The 13131-nt window shown below is 70.9% G+C and carries 13 protein-coding genes; 2 read left to right on the top strand and 11 right to left on the bottom strand.

Going from position 1 to position 13131, the window contains the following annotated elements; genetic code table 11:
- Nucleotides 1-161 precede the first annotated feature (161 nt).
- The 3 genes from ABD126_RS30275 to ABD126_RS30265 form a co-directional block, all read right to left on the bottom strand.
- Nucleotides 162-371: a radical SAM-modified peptide, FtsH ternary system-associated gene (locus ABD126_RS30275; protein ID WP_343937396.1), complete on the bottom strand. Its 210-nt coding sequence runs from the start codon at nucleotides 369-371 to the stop codon at nucleotides 162-164.
- On the bottom strand, nucleotides 368-1378 hold the full coding sequence (locus tag ABD126_RS30270) for a radical SAM protein (RefSeq protein WP_343937395.1): 1011 nt from the start codon (nucleotides 1376-1378) through the stop codon (nucleotides 368-370). The genes ABD126_RS30275 and ABD126_RS30270 overlap by 4 nt, the downstream gene beginning before the upstream one ends.
- 992 nt (nucleotides 1379-2370) lie before the next feature.
- Nucleotides 2371-3705, bottom strand: a complete 1335-nt coding sequence (locus tag ABD126_RS30265) for a hypothetical protein (RefSeq protein ID WP_343937394.1) — start codon at nucleotides 3703-3705, stop codon at nucleotides 2371-2373.
- Nucleotides 3706-3787: 82 nt separating this feature from the next.
- Between ABD126_RS30265 and ABD126_RS30260 the strand changes: the two genes are divergently transcribed.
- Entirely contained in the window at nucleotides 3788-4273 is a 486-nt protein-coding gene (locus ABD126_RS30260) for a MaoC family dehydratase (protein ID WP_343937393.1), read from the top strand.
- Here the strand turns inward: ABD126_RS30260 and ABD126_RS30255 are convergent.
- From ABD126_RS30255 to ABD126_RS30225, 7 genes are read right to left on the bottom strand one after another with little or no spacing between them, the layout of a single operon-like run.
- Nucleotides 4251-5156 (bottom strand): ornithine cyclodeaminase family protein, encoded by a 906-nt coding sequence (locus ABD126_RS30255; protein WP_343937392.1) that lies wholly within the window; start codon nucleotides 5154-5156, stop codon nucleotides 4251-4253. The genes ABD126_RS30260 and ABD126_RS30255 overlap by 23 nt on opposite strands.
- Nucleotides 5153-6157 carry a 4-hydroxy-2-oxovalerate aldolase gene (dmpG, locus tag ABD126_RS30250; RefSeq protein ID WP_343937391.1) on the bottom strand — a complete coding sequence of 335 codons (1005 nt, stop codon included), beginning with the start codon at nucleotides 6155-6157 and terminating at the stop codon, nucleotides 5153-5155. Before dmpG ends, ABD126_RS30255 begins: the two co-directional genes overlap by 4 nt.
- Nucleotides 6154-7017 carry an acetaldehyde dehydrogenase (acetylating) gene (locus tag ABD126_RS30245; RefSeq protein WP_343937390.1) on the bottom strand — a complete coding sequence of 288 codons (864 nt, stop codon included), beginning with the start codon at nucleotides 7015-7017 and terminating at the stop codon, nucleotides 6154-6156. Before ABD126_RS30245 ends, dmpG begins: the two co-directional genes overlap by 4 nt.
- Entirely contained in the window at nucleotides 7014-7868 is an 855-nt protein-coding gene (locus ABD126_RS30240) for an HpcH/HpaI aldolase/citrate lyase family protein (RefSeq protein ID WP_343937389.1), read from the bottom strand. The genes ABD126_RS30245 and ABD126_RS30240 overlap by 4 nt, the downstream gene beginning before the upstream one ends.
- On the bottom strand, nucleotides 7865-9076 hold the full coding sequence (locus ABD126_RS30235; RefSeq protein ID WP_343937388.1) for an 8-amino-7-oxononanoate synthase family protein: 1212 nt from the start codon (nucleotides 9074-9076) through the stop codon (nucleotides 7865-7867). Before ABD126_RS30235 ends, ABD126_RS30240 begins: the two co-directional genes overlap by 4 nt.
- Nucleotides 9073-9909, bottom strand: coding sequence for a cupin-like domain-containing protein (locus ABD126_RS30230; RefSeq protein ID WP_343937387.1), 837 nt, complete (start codon nucleotides 9907-9909; stop codon nucleotides 9073-9075). Before ABD126_RS30230 ends, ABD126_RS30235 begins: the two co-directional genes overlap by 4 nt.
- A 10-nt stretch (nucleotides 9910-9919) precedes the next feature.
- Complete coding sequence (locus tag ABD126_RS30225; RefSeq protein ID WP_343937386.1) at nucleotides 9920-11128, bottom strand: MFS transporter; 1209 nt, start codon at nucleotides 11126-11128, stop codon at nucleotides 9920-9922.
- Nucleotides 11129-11484: 356 nt separating this feature from the next.
- Here ABD126_RS30225 and ABD126_RS30220 point away from each other — a divergent pair, with 356 nt between their 5' ends.
- Entirely contained in the window at nucleotides 11485-11838 is a 354-nt protein-coding gene (locus ABD126_RS30220) for a BlaI/MecI/CopY family transcriptional regulator (protein ID WP_343937385.1), read from the top strand.
- 1 nt (nucleotide 11839) lies between these two features.
- On the opposite strand, the gene ABD126_RS30215 is transcribed toward ABD126_RS30220, so the two are convergent.
- Nucleotides 11840-13066: a tetratricopeptide repeat protein gene (locus ABD126_RS30215; RefSeq protein WP_343937384.1), complete on the bottom strand. Its 1227-nt coding sequence runs from the start codon at nucleotides 13064-13066 to the stop codon at nucleotides 11840-11842.
- Nucleotides 13067-13131 lie beyond the last annotated feature (65 nt).

Below are 13131 nucleotides of genomic sequence, written 5' to 3'. Positions count from 1 at the left end.
CTGGGCCACCGCGCGCTTCGCGCGCCAAGAGCCGCCCTGCGCGAGCGAAGAGCGCCCTGCGCGAGCGAAGAGCGCCCTGCGCGCGGAGGGCGGTGTGGGGGCGCGGTGTGGGGGCGCGGTGTGGGGCGGCGTTGGCGGGTTAGCCGCAGCGTTGTGGGGGGTTAGCCGCAGAGCATTTGTTCGATGGTCTCCGGGGCCAAGGACTCCAGGAGTTTTTCGATCAGTTCTGGGCGCAGGGCGTCGCCGAGGATGGTGATTTCGCCGTTCTCCACGCTGATGCGCAGGCGGACCAGGCCGCCGGTCGGGTGGTTCGCGTACTCCTCCGGCTGGACCAGGTCCGGGAGGCTGTCCACGAATTCGTAGTTCGTCATCGCCAGATCCCTTGGATTGTGGTGGCGCAGTGCGGGCAGGTGCCGTCGCTCAAGTCGTTGCGGGCCAGGCCCCAGATGGTTCGGTGGATGACCGGGGTTCGGCAGGTCGGGCAGTGGGTGTTGCGGCCTTCTTCGCCCAACGCTCGTTCCACGTACACGTGGTGCAGGCCCGCCTTGTGGCCGATGGCGCGGGCTTCGGCCAGGGCGGTCGGGGTGGTCGGGTTGTCCTGTGCTCGGCGGTAGGTGGGGGTGAAGCGCAGCAGGTGCCACGGGATGGCGGGGTCGATGGCCGCTATGAACTCGGCGATGGTGGCCAGGTCTCGTGGGGAGTCGCAGATGCCCGGGATCAGCGGGGTGCTGATTTCGAGCCAGACGTTCTTGGCGTGCAGTGCGCGGATGGTGTCCAGGACCGGGGTGACGGGCGCGCCGGTGAGCCTGTGGTGGCGGGTGTCGTCGGTGCCCTTGATGTCGATGTTGACGGCGGTCAGGGCGGGGGCCAGCAGGTCCGCGGCCTGCGGGGTGAGGAAGCCGTTGCTCTTCCAGAGGACCCTGGCGCCTTGGGCGGCCAGGTCCAGGGTCAGTTCAGCGGCCAGGGAGGGTTCCGAGTAGGACAGCGCTACGAAAGCGTCCCGGGTGGCGGCGTCCCGGGCGATCGCACTGGCGTCCACCGGGGTCGCGGACCAGGTGTCGTGGTCGCGGCCGTACTGGGAGATGCGGTGGTTGACGCAGTAGTCGCAGCGGAACGTGCAGCCGGGGGCCGCCAGCGTGACGGTCTGCGCGCCGGGGCGCACGTGGTAGAAGGGCTTGCGCTCGACCGGGTCCAGGTGGCGGACGGACGTGGCCCGGGTGGCGGTTTCGCCGGTGTCGCCGCTGCGTCGGCGGACCTTGCACGCGCCCACTTGGCCGTCGGCGAGGGAGCAACCGGTCGGGCACAGGGTGCACAGCAGCCGGGAGCCGGAGGGTTCGAAGAGGACCGCCGGGGACCACGTCGCCTCGGATCGCTCCACCCCGCGATGATGGCACGGCCGGTTCCGGGTGAAGCCGCTGTCGCGCGGCTTCACCCGAAAAGCCGACAGCGGTGTTACTGGGTCACGCCGAACTGGTTGGCCAGGTCGGTGAGCATCGCGTTGGCGCCCTGGAGGCTCACGGCGGTGAACCACGTGGTGTCGTTGACGTCCACGATCTTGCCCTTGAGGGTGCCCCCACAGCGGGTTGGCCTGGAACTTCGCCTTCGGGTCCTCGGCGTTCTTCGTCTCGTCCTGGTACGCGGCGACGAAGATCATGTCGGCGTCGAGCTTGGTGATCTCCTCCTGGCTGAGGTTCACCGAGATCTTGTCCTTGACGTCGGGCTGGCCGTCCGGGCGGCCGATGCCGGCGTCGCCCATGACGATGCCCGATGCGGGACGGGAAGGTGTTGGCGCATGGGACGCCGGAGGAGGTGTTGACGGAGCCGATGTTGGACGAGGTGTTCGGGTTAGCGGCGAAGGTCATCCCGGATCCCGTGTCCGGCCCCCCTGGCGATCCCGATCAGCGCCCACCTCGCACCTAGCCCTCCGCGCCGACGGCACGCTTGTGCGCCGCAGGCGCGCTATTCACGGGCTGCCAAGCCACAGGACCCCGGGGGCCTGCCCGCCGGCGAGGCGCTTTTGATCTTTCGAGCGCTTCGCGCGTTCAAAGCGCGAAGCGCGTTCGGCTTGAGAGCGTCAGCGTTCAGTTCAAAGCTTAAAAGAGCCTCGCCGGCGGGCAGGCCGCCAAAGATGACAAAAAAGAAAGAGAGGGGGCTTCTTGCTTGTGTCATCTCCGTATGGCCTGGCGGAGCCGACCACACTTTCCCGGGGTTGGTCGAAAAACTTTTGCTCGTTCCTCGCAAAACTTTTTGGCCCAACCCCGGGAAAGTGTGGTAGCCCTGCGGGCAGGCCATACGGAGATGACACAAGCAAGAAGCCCGGGTTGGGGTGTGACCTCGCCAGGCCCTGGTGCGGCGCCGGGGTGCGGGTTGTTAGATGGTCACTACGCAGTTGTCTGAACTGTTGGTGCCCATTACGCTTACTACGCCGGTTCGGTTGTCGCCGAAGAAGCGGGAGAACATGCCTGCTGGGCGGCCTCCGAAGAGTAGTGGGCCCAGGACTGGGGCTACTTCGGTTTCGTAGGGCTCCTCTGCGTTGTCGGCCACCATGGCCAGTTTGCAGGACCTGGGCTCTACGTACTTCTGGATGATGCTCGTTGCCGTGGGGGCGGCCTTGGTGATGGCGGATTCCCAGAGTGCCTGAGGGGTTTCTTTGCCGATCAGGACTTGTTTGCCGCTCATCCCTAGACCCTCTTTGAGGACCAGGGTGTCCTTGCGGTCCACCGCCCAGGGGATCAGGTCTATTTTACGGTCTTCCCACGTGGTTTTGCGTTCTGACAATACTCTCGTCCATGGGAGGTATTGGTCTACCAGGGCGCGTTCTGCTGTGGTCATCCACGGGCGGCCTTCGGAGAGTAGGCCCATGGTTAGTTTGCTGGACAGGAACGTTGATGTCTGGGTGCCTACCAGGAGGCAGCCGTGGTCCAGAGCGGCTTGGACCGGGGTGGTGTCTATGGACAGTTCTTGCCAGTCTGGGATGGTGAAGTTCCTCAAACCCAACGGGTAGCGGAGGTGGGGTGGGCAGTCCCAGGCCTTGTGCAGGTCTTCTGGTTCGAAGAATTGGGCTGTCAGGCCGTGGTTGGTGAAGTACTCCACCTCTATGTCGAAGTAACGCGTTGAGGTGACGCCCTGGTCTCTGGCGCTGCCCACGATGGCGATCCTTGGTGCCACTCCCAGCTCGTTGGCCAGGTGGCGGAACATCTCGGCCCTGGTGGCGAAGGGGCTTCGGTGGGCGAACGGGGCGCGGCCGTGGCTGTCTTGGTAGAGGGTGCGCCAGACCTCCAGGCGGCAGTGGGTTTCCACTGGGCCGCCCAGGGCTCCGCTCACGTTGAACTCCAGGAACTGCGGGCCCTGGTCGCCGATGACGATGTCCGGTCTGGTCACGCAGTCCGCGTAGCGTTCCTCCAAGAACTGGTCCGCCATGAACAGGTTGTGCTCGGACTCGGGCATCCGGTACGCCGCCAGGCGGTCCGCGGTGGTGGGGCCGGTTTCCAGGGCCGTGCGGCGGATCAGGTCCAGGAGGGCGGCTGTCACGCGGAACAGTTCGGCGTAGGAGCCGCGGGGGATGACGATCGGGGCCGCGGGGAGTAGGGGTTGGTAGGGCCAACCCGTGTCGCGGATGGCGGTTCTCAGCGAGGTGCGGATGGTGTCGGCGTCGGCTGCGGGCGGTAGGTGGTGGGTGCCGAACCACGGGTGGGTGTTGGTCACGGGCGGGTCCCCCGAATCGGTCCGTCCACTGTGGCAGGCAACGACTGTACGGTTCGGGTGACCGCTCGGGAAGGAGCGCGCGATGACGCTGCGCCGCGTCGGGGACAACGAGTTCGTCGAGGAGCACGGCGGTGACTACGAGGACTTCGCGCCGGGCATGGTGATCCGGCACTGGCCCGGCCGCACGATCTCCGAGACCGACAACACCTGGCTCACCCTGCTCACCATGAACCAGCACCCGCTGCACTTCGACACCCACTACGGGGCGCAAGCCGAGTACGGACGGGTGCTGGTCAACAGCGGCATCACGTTGTGCCTGGTGGGCGGCATGACCGTGCAGGCGTTGTCGGCGCGGGCGGTGGCGAACCTGGGGTGGGACCGGGTCCGGTTGAAGGAGCCGGTGTTCGTCGGGGACACGCTCTACGCGACCAGTCGGGTGCTGGCCAAGCGGCTGTCGAAGTCCCGGCCGGGCAACGGGATCGTCACCGTCGAGACCACCGGGACCAAGTCCACCGGGGAAGTGGTGATCGTGTTCGAGCGGTCGTTCATGGTCCGGTGCCGGGGCTGAGGAGCGCGGCGGCTGCGGCGGTGTCCTCGATGGGCATGCCGACGCTGCGGAACACCGAAGTGGCGCCGGGTGGTCGGCCGGTGATGGCGCCCAGCTCGTGCAGGTCGGTGGCGCGGATCCGGTGGGTGGCGAGGGCGGCGCGGACCTCGCCCGCGTCGGCGATGGCCGCTTCTCGTTGTTCCACGACCACGAAAGCGTTTGCCAGGAGGGTCGGATCGACCTCGATGGCGTCTTCGTGCGTGCCACCGATGATGTTGACGTGCGCGCCCGGCGCGATCCAGGAGGCGTCGATGAGGGGCGTCTGATCGTCGGTCGAGGTGGCGGTGCAGACGATCGGGGCGTTCTCCACTGCGGATTTCGCGTTGTGGTGGATCGACACCTCGTGGCCGAGGGTGGCGGTCGCCCACTCGGCGAAGGCGGTCGGGGTGGTTCGGGAGTGGACGTGGACGTGGGTGATGGGACGGACCGCGGAGATCGCTTCCACGAGTGCGCGGGACTGGACGCCGGCGCCGATGACGGCCAGTTCGGCGGCGTCCTCGGGGGCGCAGAGGCGGGTGGCGAGGGCCGCGGTGGCGCCGGTGCGCACGGCGGTCAGGTCGGCCCCGTCGAACTGGGCGGTCACGCGGCCCGTCTCCAGGTCCACCAGGACGACCACGCCGTGGATCAGCGGCAGGCCGCGGTCGGGGTTGTCCGGGGTGATGGTGGTGATCTTCACGGTGGCCACGCCGCGCCGCTCCCACACCGCGGTGCCGGTCAGCAGCTGGCGGTGCGGGCCGTGCTCGACGACCGTGCGGGACGGGGACCGCGTGCGGCCGGAGGACAGGTCGGCGAACGCCTCCGCCAAGGCGTCGATGACGCGGGCCAGGGCTTCCGGGTCGGTCATCGGGCGGCCTCCCGCAGGTGTGCGACGACGTCCACGATGAGGTCCTCCTGACCCGCGATCGCCTGCCGGCGGCCCAGTTCGAAGAACACGTCCCGCGGGTCCACGCCGGCCCGCCCGGACGCCTCCAGCACGGGGTGCTTGAACCCGGAGAACACCCCGGCCAGGCCGCTGACGATGCTCAACGACCCGGTCACCGGCGGCGCGGGCACCAGCTCGCGCTCGGCGTACTCGGCCGCGTCCAGCAGCGCGTACAGGTCGATGCCGGTGGTGAACCCGGTGCGCTCCAGCACCGGCACCAGGACTTCCAGCTGCGTGTTCCCGGCACCCGCGCCGAACCCCCGCGCGCAGGCGTCGACGACCGTCGCGCCGGCCTCGGCGGCGGCCACCGAGTTCGCCACGGCCATCCCGAGGTTGTTGTGGCCGTGGAAGATCACCGGCACGTCCACGGCGGCGGCGATCGCCCCGATGCGCTCGCTGACGTCGCGCGGCAGGAAGTGGCCCGCGGAGTCCATGATGCCGACGCCGCGAGCGCCGTACCCGACCGCCGTGGCGGCGTGCTCGGCCAGTTCGGCGGGCGTGGCCATGTGGCTCATCATCAGCACGCAGTGCGCCTCCGCGCCCTCCCCCGCCAGGAACTCCAGGTGGCGTTCGGCGAGCGAGGTCTCCGTGCAGTGCACGCCGACGCGGACCACGTCCGCGCCGTGCGCGAGGGCCTTGCGCAGGTCGTCGGACGTGCCCCAGCCGGGCAGCATGAACACGGCCATCCGGCTGTGCCGCAACGCTTCCCGCACGGTGGAGAGCATCACGTCGTCGCTCACGGCCGCCCGGCCCACCTGGAGCGAGGACGCCCCGAGCCCGTTGCCGTGCCCCACCTCGACCACCGGGACGCCCGCCGCGTCGGCCGCCTCCGCGTACCCGCGCAGGGCCGCCGCGCTCAACTGGTGCCGCACCGCGTGCTGCCCGTCGCGCAGGGTCGGGTCGTGGATCGTGACCGCGTTCATCCGCCCACCGCCGCCAGTCGTGCCGCGTGCTGCTCGGCGACCAGGATGGCGGCCGAGTTGATGATGTCGAGGTTGCCGGCGTACCGGGGCAGCACGTCGCTGTCCGCCGCGACCTCCAGCGACACCACGACCCGGTCGCCGGTCACCTCGCACGCCCGCACCTCGTAGCCGGGGGCGAAGGCCCGGACCTGTTCGGCGGCCTCGGCGACCACGGCGCGGACGTCGGCGGTGGACGCGTCGGGGATGACGGCGTGGACGGCTGTGCGGAAGGTGGCCGGCGGGACCGCCGGGCTGATGTTGAGGATGGCCTTGGTGTCGCGGACGCCGGAGAACGCGGTGAGCGCGGCTTGCGTGGTGGCCACGTACTCGTCCAGGTTGAGCCGGGTCGCCCGGCCCGCGATGCGGCTCGCGACCGTGGACACGACCTCCAGGTAGGACACGGAGAACCGGCTCGCGAGCGCGTGCGCGATCGGGATCGACGCCTGGCCGCCGCAACTGATCAGGCTGACGTCGCGGGCGGTCGGGGCCTGGGTGCCGGTGACCGTGGGGACGACCATGTCACCGACTCGGCTCGGCGTGAGGTCGATGAGCAGGGTGTCGGTGTCTTCGAGGAGCCGCCAGTGTTCCCGGTGGGACATGGCGTTGGTGGCGTCGAAGACGATCGGGAACGGCCCGGCGGCCAGCACGGCGTCGATGCCCTCGGCGGAGGTGGCGCACCCGAGCCGGGCGGCGTGGGCGAGCCCTTCGGAGTCCGGGTTGCGGCCGGCGACCAGCGCGCAGTCCAGCACGGGTGAGCGGTGCACCTTGCCGACCAGGTCCCGGCCGATCGCGCCGGTCCCGATCACGGCCACGCGGGTCATCGGGCACCTCCCGCGCCGAACCGGGCGGTCCAGGCGTCGTGGGCGGCCACGGTGTCGCGGGCCAGCCGGGCGAACGGCGGGCCGACCATGCTGCCGTCCAGCACGGCGATCCCGCCGTCGGCCGCCCGGACGGCCTCGGTGACGCGCCGGGCGTGCGCCAGCCGGTCCGGGTCGGGGCGCAGGGCGGCGTTGATGGCGGCCAGTTCGCCCGGGTGCACGGTCGCCTTGCCGTGGAACCCGAGCGCCCGGACGCGCTCGACCTCCTCGGCCAGCACGTCCGGTTCGGCGAGCCGGAAGTTGGCGGTGTCGATGCACGCCGTCCCGTGGCGGGCGCACGCCAGCGCCATCGCCTGCCGCGCGGCCAGCATGCCCGCCCACGTGATCTCGATGCCCAGGGTCGCGGCCAGGTCGGCGGAGCCGAGCACCAGGCCGTCCGCCGCCTCGGCGATCGCGTCCACGTGCGCGACGGCGGCGGGGGTCTCCACGGTCACGTAGATCTCGGGCCGGGCGCCGGCGGACGCGAGCATGTCCCTGAGCAGCACCACTTCCACCGCCGAGTCCACCATCGTCATCATGACGGTGCCCGGCGGCACCGGCGACTCGGTGAGCGCGAGCACGTCGCGGACGGCCTCGATCGTGCCGAGCTGGTTGATCCGCACGGCGGTGTTCCGCGGTTCGGGCGCTTTCTCCAGCGCGGCGCGGCAGACGGCGCGGGCGGCGGCCTTGTCCGGCCCGGGAACGCCGTCCTCCAGGTCGATCAGGTGCACGTCGGCGTCGTACGACCAGGCCTTCACCAGGCGGTCCAGGGACAGCGCGGGCGTGTAGAGGATGCTGCGCGGGGTGGCTCTCATGCGGCGGTCGCCTCCCCCAGCACCGCGCACAGCGCGCGGATCTGCTCCTCGGTCTGACCGGCGCGCAGCATCACCCGCAACCCCGCGGTGCCGCGCGCGACGATCGGGAAGAACACCGGCGACACGTAGAACCCGGCCTCGAACACCCGCCGGCCGGCCGCCACCACCGCCTCGTCGCCCACCGGCACGACCCGGATCGGGTAGGTGGACCCGGACTGCTCCGAGGCCAGCAGCGAGTCGAACAGCTCGATGTTGGCGTACAGGCGTTTCTGCAACAGCCCCAGCTCCGGCGTGCGGTGGATCTCCGCGGAGGCCAGGGAAGCGCCGACGGCGGCGGTGTTCATCGGCTGCGAGTAGCTCAACGCGCCCGCGAACCGCTCCACGATCCGCAGCACCCGCTTCGGGAAGCCGTCCAGCATGATCGCCGCGCCGCTGGTGCCGAACGCCTTGTTCAACGTCGCCACGGTGATCGTCCGCTCGTCCAGCACCGGACTGTGCGTGCGGACGTACCCGATGCCGCGCTCCCCGTAGGCCGAGATCGAGTGCGAGTCGTCGTAGTAGACGAGCAGGCCGTACTTCTCCTGCAACTCGGCCAGTTCGAACACGGGCGCGTACCCGCCGAGGCTGTCGGAGCCGTCCACGACGTAGCAGACCCGCTGGTACCGCCTGCACATGTCTTCCAGGAAGCCGACGTCGTGGTGGTCGCAGTTCACGACCTCGGTCTCGTCGGCGCACGACGGTTTCGCGCCGGCCATCGACACGTGGCAGTTCTTGTCGAACACCATCAGCGGCCGGACCCCGTTGCCCAGGTGGCCCGACGCGATCAGCGGCAGCAGGCCCGCGCTGGCCACGCCGGCGGAGATCGCGCTGACCACGTCCGCGCCGAACAGCTCCCCCAGCGACGCCTCCAGCTCCAGCAGCGCCGGGATCTGCACGCGGCTGCGCGGGATGCAGTGGTCCAGCACGCCGAAGCGGCGCAGCGCGGCCACCGCGCCGTCGATCACCGCCGGGTGCGAGTCCAGGTCGAGGTAGGAGCAGCAGGTGAAGTTGACGAACTCGTGCCCGTCGGCGGTGCGCAGGACGCCGTCGGCCAGCTCGGCGACGATGCCCGCCAGGCCGTTGCGCTCGGACATGTCCCAGAACGCGTTGCCGACGCCGATGGCCTTGTCGTTGTTGCGGTGGCGGTGGGTCGGGGCGATGTCCCTCATTTGGCGCCCTCGGCGGGCTGGTAGTTGTAGACGCCCTTGAGCTTGCGGTAGACGGCCGTGTAGATCGCCACGCCCAGCACGTACGGGCGGCGGAAGATCTTCGGGTCGCGCAGCCAGAAGTTCAGGTTGATGTTCAGGTCCTCCAACGACTCCGCCTGGTGCCACCAGCCCAGCGGCAGGTACAGCATCTGGCCGGGTTCGAGGACGACCTCGCGGCGCCGGGCGAGCTTGGCGGCCAGCCTGGGGAAGCGGCGGGCGTCCACGTCGTCGAAGTCGGGCGCCCGGGACTTGTCGCCGAAGCCGCGCCGGATGGACCGCGGGTAGTAGTCGAACGACCCGGGCGGCGCGAGCACGAACCGCTTGCGGCCCTCCAGCGCGATGTTGAAGTTCTCCAGCTCGTCGAAGTGGCTCTGGGTGAACACGCCCCGGTGGCTGATCCACAGGTTGGCGGCGTTGAGGGAGCGCTGGTAGTCGAACAGCTCGGCGGCGTCGAAGCCGAGGATGGCGTTGACGTCCTCGGGGCTGTTGCGGATGTTGGAGACGATCCGGTTCCACGTGGCCGGGTCGTTCTGGTAGCGCTCGTCCTCGAAGAACTCGCGCAGCTCGATCTCGCGGGTGGTCCAGCGGCGGGAGTTCTGCTTGTCGCTGGGTTCGGTGAACAGGGTGACGCGCATGGTGCCCAGCCGCTTGGCCACGCCGTCGCGGCCCAGGCCCTGAACGCTGTCCGGCAGGGTGATCACCACCGGGACGTCGGCCCGGATCAGCGCCTCCCGCCCGAAGGCGGTGAACTCGTCGAACGACAGGCGCGGCACCGGTAAGCCCGTTGTGCTCATGCTGCACTCCTCACTGTGCTGTCGTTTCTTCGCGCGGGCGCAGGGCCGCCTGCCCGCCGAGGCTGAGCACGAGGGCGAGCACGCCGCCGCCGACCGCGACCCACGCCGATCCGGCGAAACCGCCGTCGGCCAGCCGCCCGCCCACGGCCGTGCCCGAGGCGATGCCCACCGCGCCCGCGCTGGTCAGCCAGGAGAACCCCTCGGAGAGCGAACCCCTGGGGGCCAACGACTCCAGCAGCGTGCTGCCGGTGATGAGGGCGGGCGCGATGGCGACCCCTGCTGTCGCCGCGAACAGGCCCATGACCAGTGGGGAGCCGGCGAACGCCAGGGGGACCGCGCCCAGCGCCAGCACCCCGGTCGTGACCGACAGCAGCCGCCTGGGCGGCAGTTTCGCGTCCACCGCGCCGAAGACCACGCCGGCGACCAGGCTGCCGACCGCCGTCAGGGACAGGAACACGCCGCCCAGCGCGGGCATCGACCACTCGCGGGCGAACGCGACCAGCGTGACGTCGACCGCGCCGAGCTGGAAGCCCATGCCCGCGTAAGCGACCATCAGCACCTGCACGCCGGGGACGCCGATCGCGCGCGGCGGCCGTTCGGTGGTGGGCGCCGGCACCGGTTCGGACCGGCGGTGCAGCGCGACCACCACGGACCCGGCCGTGGTCAGCACCGCGCACGCGACCAGCCCGGCCGCGGGGTGCGCCGTGGCGGCGAGCGCGGTGACCAGGAGCGGACCGAGCAGGAAGATCGTCTCGTCGAGGACGGATTCGAGGGCGAACGCGGTGCGCAGGAGGCCGTGGTCGACCATCCGCGTCCAGCGGGCGCGCATGAACGACGTGAACGACACCGAGGCGCACCCGGTGGCCGCCGCCGCCACGACCAGCAGCCACAGGGGCGCGCCGAGCAGGATCGCGACGAGGAGCGAGGTGATCGCCGCGGCGTGCGCGGCGCAGGCGGTGAGCAGCACGCGTCGTTGGCTGACGCGGTCCGCGAGCCGGCCCAGCGCCGGGCTGGCGATCCCCTGCGCGACCAGCATGGCCGCCGCGACCGCGCCCGCGTCGCCGAGCGACCCGGTGACGGCGGAGATCAGCAACAGGCAACTGATCGGCCGCATCGCGATGGGGAACCGCCCGACCATCCCCCAAAATCCCAACGCGACCGCGCCGGGCTCGCGCAGCAAACGTGAATAGGCCCCGAACCCGGAATCGGCCCCCGCCACCACTCCCCCTTTTCCCGGGCCCGCGGGGCGGCTTTTCCCACGTCGCTGCGGCCTCGTTCGCCCAGGTAGCGGCTCGCCATGTTATGCAGGTCACAGTGACGTGTCAACGGCCGCAAAGGCAGGCCTACGGGCGTCCGAACAGGGGAATGCGAAAGGGTGCACCCGATTGCCGGAATGGCCGATTTCCGGACACCGGACATGATCGACGATCAGGTCGGAATCAATTCGGACGCATTCGGCGCGAACGGCCAGACCCCACGCCACTGGGCCGGTCCGCCCGCAACCCCGCGACCCGGGCACGGCGCGTCCGACCCGATTCACGCTCGGTAGCATGGCCGCGGCGACAGGGGGGCACGATGCACGGGCTCGGAGAACTGGAGAGCGCGGTGATGGACGTGCTGTGGGGCGCGTCCGGGACGATGAAGGTGCGCGACGTCCTCGACCGGCTGGACAAACCGCTCGCCTACACGACCGTCATGACCGTGCTGGACAACCTGCACCGCAAGGGCTGGGTCCGGCGCGAACTCGACGGCAAGGCCTACCGCTACGAACCGGCGCTGGGCCGGGCGGAGGCGGCGGCGAACGCGTTGCGGCAGGTGCTGTCCGCGTCCGGCGACCCCGAGGGCGTGCTCCTGCACTTCGCGCGTTCCGCCTCCGAGCGGGAGACGGAGTTGTTGCGCAAGGCCCTGCCGCGCAAGCGGCGGAAGTGAGTCAGCTCAGGACGGTGAACCACGTCGCCGCGATGCCGCCGAGGAACAGCACCGTCACGGCCGGCACCGCGCCGCCCAACCCGGCCAGCGTCCCCGCGAACGCGAACACCGCCACGGCGGCGGCCACCCAGGACGCCGTCAGGAGGATGCGGCGCCGCTTCGCCGCGATGGTGTGCGCGGACCCGACCGCCATCGCCCACAGGCCCAGGCCGAACGCCAGCCCGAGCAGTCGCGGCGGACCACCGGCCGCGCCGATCACCGCCACCGCGATCGCCGCGCCACCGAACCCGACGAACCCGTAGGTGGCCTGCCGGGCGGCCCGGCGCAGCAGGTGCCGGTCCCGCGTGCACAGCAGGACCAGGTTCATCAACGGTTCCAGCGTCCAGCTCAGCAGCACCAAGGCGACCACGAGCACCAGCAGCACCAGCGCCCACGTCTGCCCGTCGAACGGTCGCAGCAGGCGGGTCAGGACGAACGGCAGCAGCAGGAAGCCCCAGCGCAACGCCTTCGGCTGGGCGTTGAGCCACAGGCTCAGCCGCAGCAGCAGGCCGTAGAGCGGGTTGCGGGACTTCAGCGCGACCGACAGCCCGTCGCGGATGCCGGCGTCCGTGGGGTCCAGCCGCATCGCCGTGCGGTGCGCCTGCACGGCCGACCGACCGCCACCGCGCCGCAACGCCAGCAGGCCGCGCACCCGGTGCGCGTCGAGGTTCTGGGGGTCGAGCCGCAGCGCCTCCAGTACGGCCGCGTCGGCCTCGTCCAGCCGCTGCGACTCGTACAGGGCGGCGGCGTGGACGGCCGCCGCGTCGGCGCTGTCCGGGTCGAGGGCGCGGGCGCGTTCGGCGCTGGCGAGCGCCTCGGCGTTGCGCTGCTGCGCCAGCAGGACGTAGGCCTCCTGCAGGTGGAGCCCGGCGACCTCCGGCGCGAGGGCCAGACCGCCGCGGACCGCGTCCAGCGCGGCGGCGTGCTCGCCCAGGCCGGCCAGCGCCGCGGCGAGCGTCGAGTGCGCGAGGACGAACTCGGGTGCGGCGGCCAGCGCGGTGCGGCTCGCGTCCCGCGCCTCGGGGTACTTCTCCTGCCGCAACAGGGCTTGCGCGAGCAGCGTGTGCGCCACGGGGTTGCCGGGGTCCGCCGCGAGCGCCACCCGGAACTGCGCCTCGGCCTCCCGCGCCCGCCCGAGGTCGAGCAACGCCCGACCGCGCTGGAACGCGACCTCCGCACCGTCGTCCATCACACCCACCCCGATAGCCCACGACGAACCCGCCCACCACAGGGTCGGCGCGCAGGTACCCTACG

Origin of the sequence: Saccharothrix mutabilis subsp. mutabilis, assembly GCF_039521145.1 — a bacterium.
GTDB classification, from domain to species: domain Bacteria; phylum Actinomycetota; class Actinomycetes; order Mycobacteriales; family Pseudonocardiaceae; genus Actinosynnema; species Actinosynnema mutabilis.
This window is presented reverse-complemented; position numbering and strand designations above follow the sequence as displayed.

Excerpts from the sequence above, each read along its gene's own strand:
- ABD126_RS30275 (WP_343937396.1), bottom strand. The coding sequence starts at position 371 with ATGACGAACTACGAATTCGTGGACAGCCTCCCGGACCTGGTCCAGCCG.
- ABD126_RS30260 (WP_343937393.1), top strand. The coding sequence starts at position 3,788 with ATGACGCTGCGCCGCGTCGGGGACAACGAGTTCGTCGAGGAGCACGGC.
- ABD126_RS30255 (WP_343937392.1), bottom strand. The coding sequence starts at position 5,156 with ATGACCGACCCGGAAGCCCTGGCCCGCGTCATCGACGCCTTGGCGGAG.
- dmpG (WP_343937391.1), bottom strand. The coding sequence starts at position 6,157 with ATGAACGCGGTCACGATCCACGACCCGACCCTGCGCGACGGGCAGCAC.
- ABD126_RS30245 (WP_343937390.1), bottom strand. The coding sequence starts at position 7,017 with ATGACCCGCGTGGCCGTGATCGGGACCGGCGCGATCGGCCGGGACCTG.
- ABD126_RS30240 (WP_343937389.1), bottom strand. The coding sequence starts at position 7,868 with ATGAGAGCCACCCCGCGCAGCATCCTCTACACGCCCGCGCTGTCCCTG.
- ABD126_RS30235 (WP_343937388.1), bottom strand. The coding sequence starts at position 9,076 with ATGAGGGACATCGCCCCGACCCACCGCCACCGCAACAACGACAAGGCC.
- ABD126_RS30230 (WP_343937387.1), bottom strand. The coding sequence starts at position 9,909 with ATGAGCACAACGGGCTTACCGGTGCCGCGCCTGTCGTTCGACGAGTTC.
- ABD126_RS30220 (WP_343937385.1), top strand. The coding sequence starts at position 11,485 with ATGCACGGGCTCGGAGAACTGGAGAGCGCGGTGATGGACGTGCTGTGG.
- ABD126_RS30215 (WP_343937384.1), bottom strand. The coding sequence starts at position 13,066 with ATGGACGACGGTGCGGAGGTCGCGTTCCAGCGCGGTCGGGCGTTGCTC.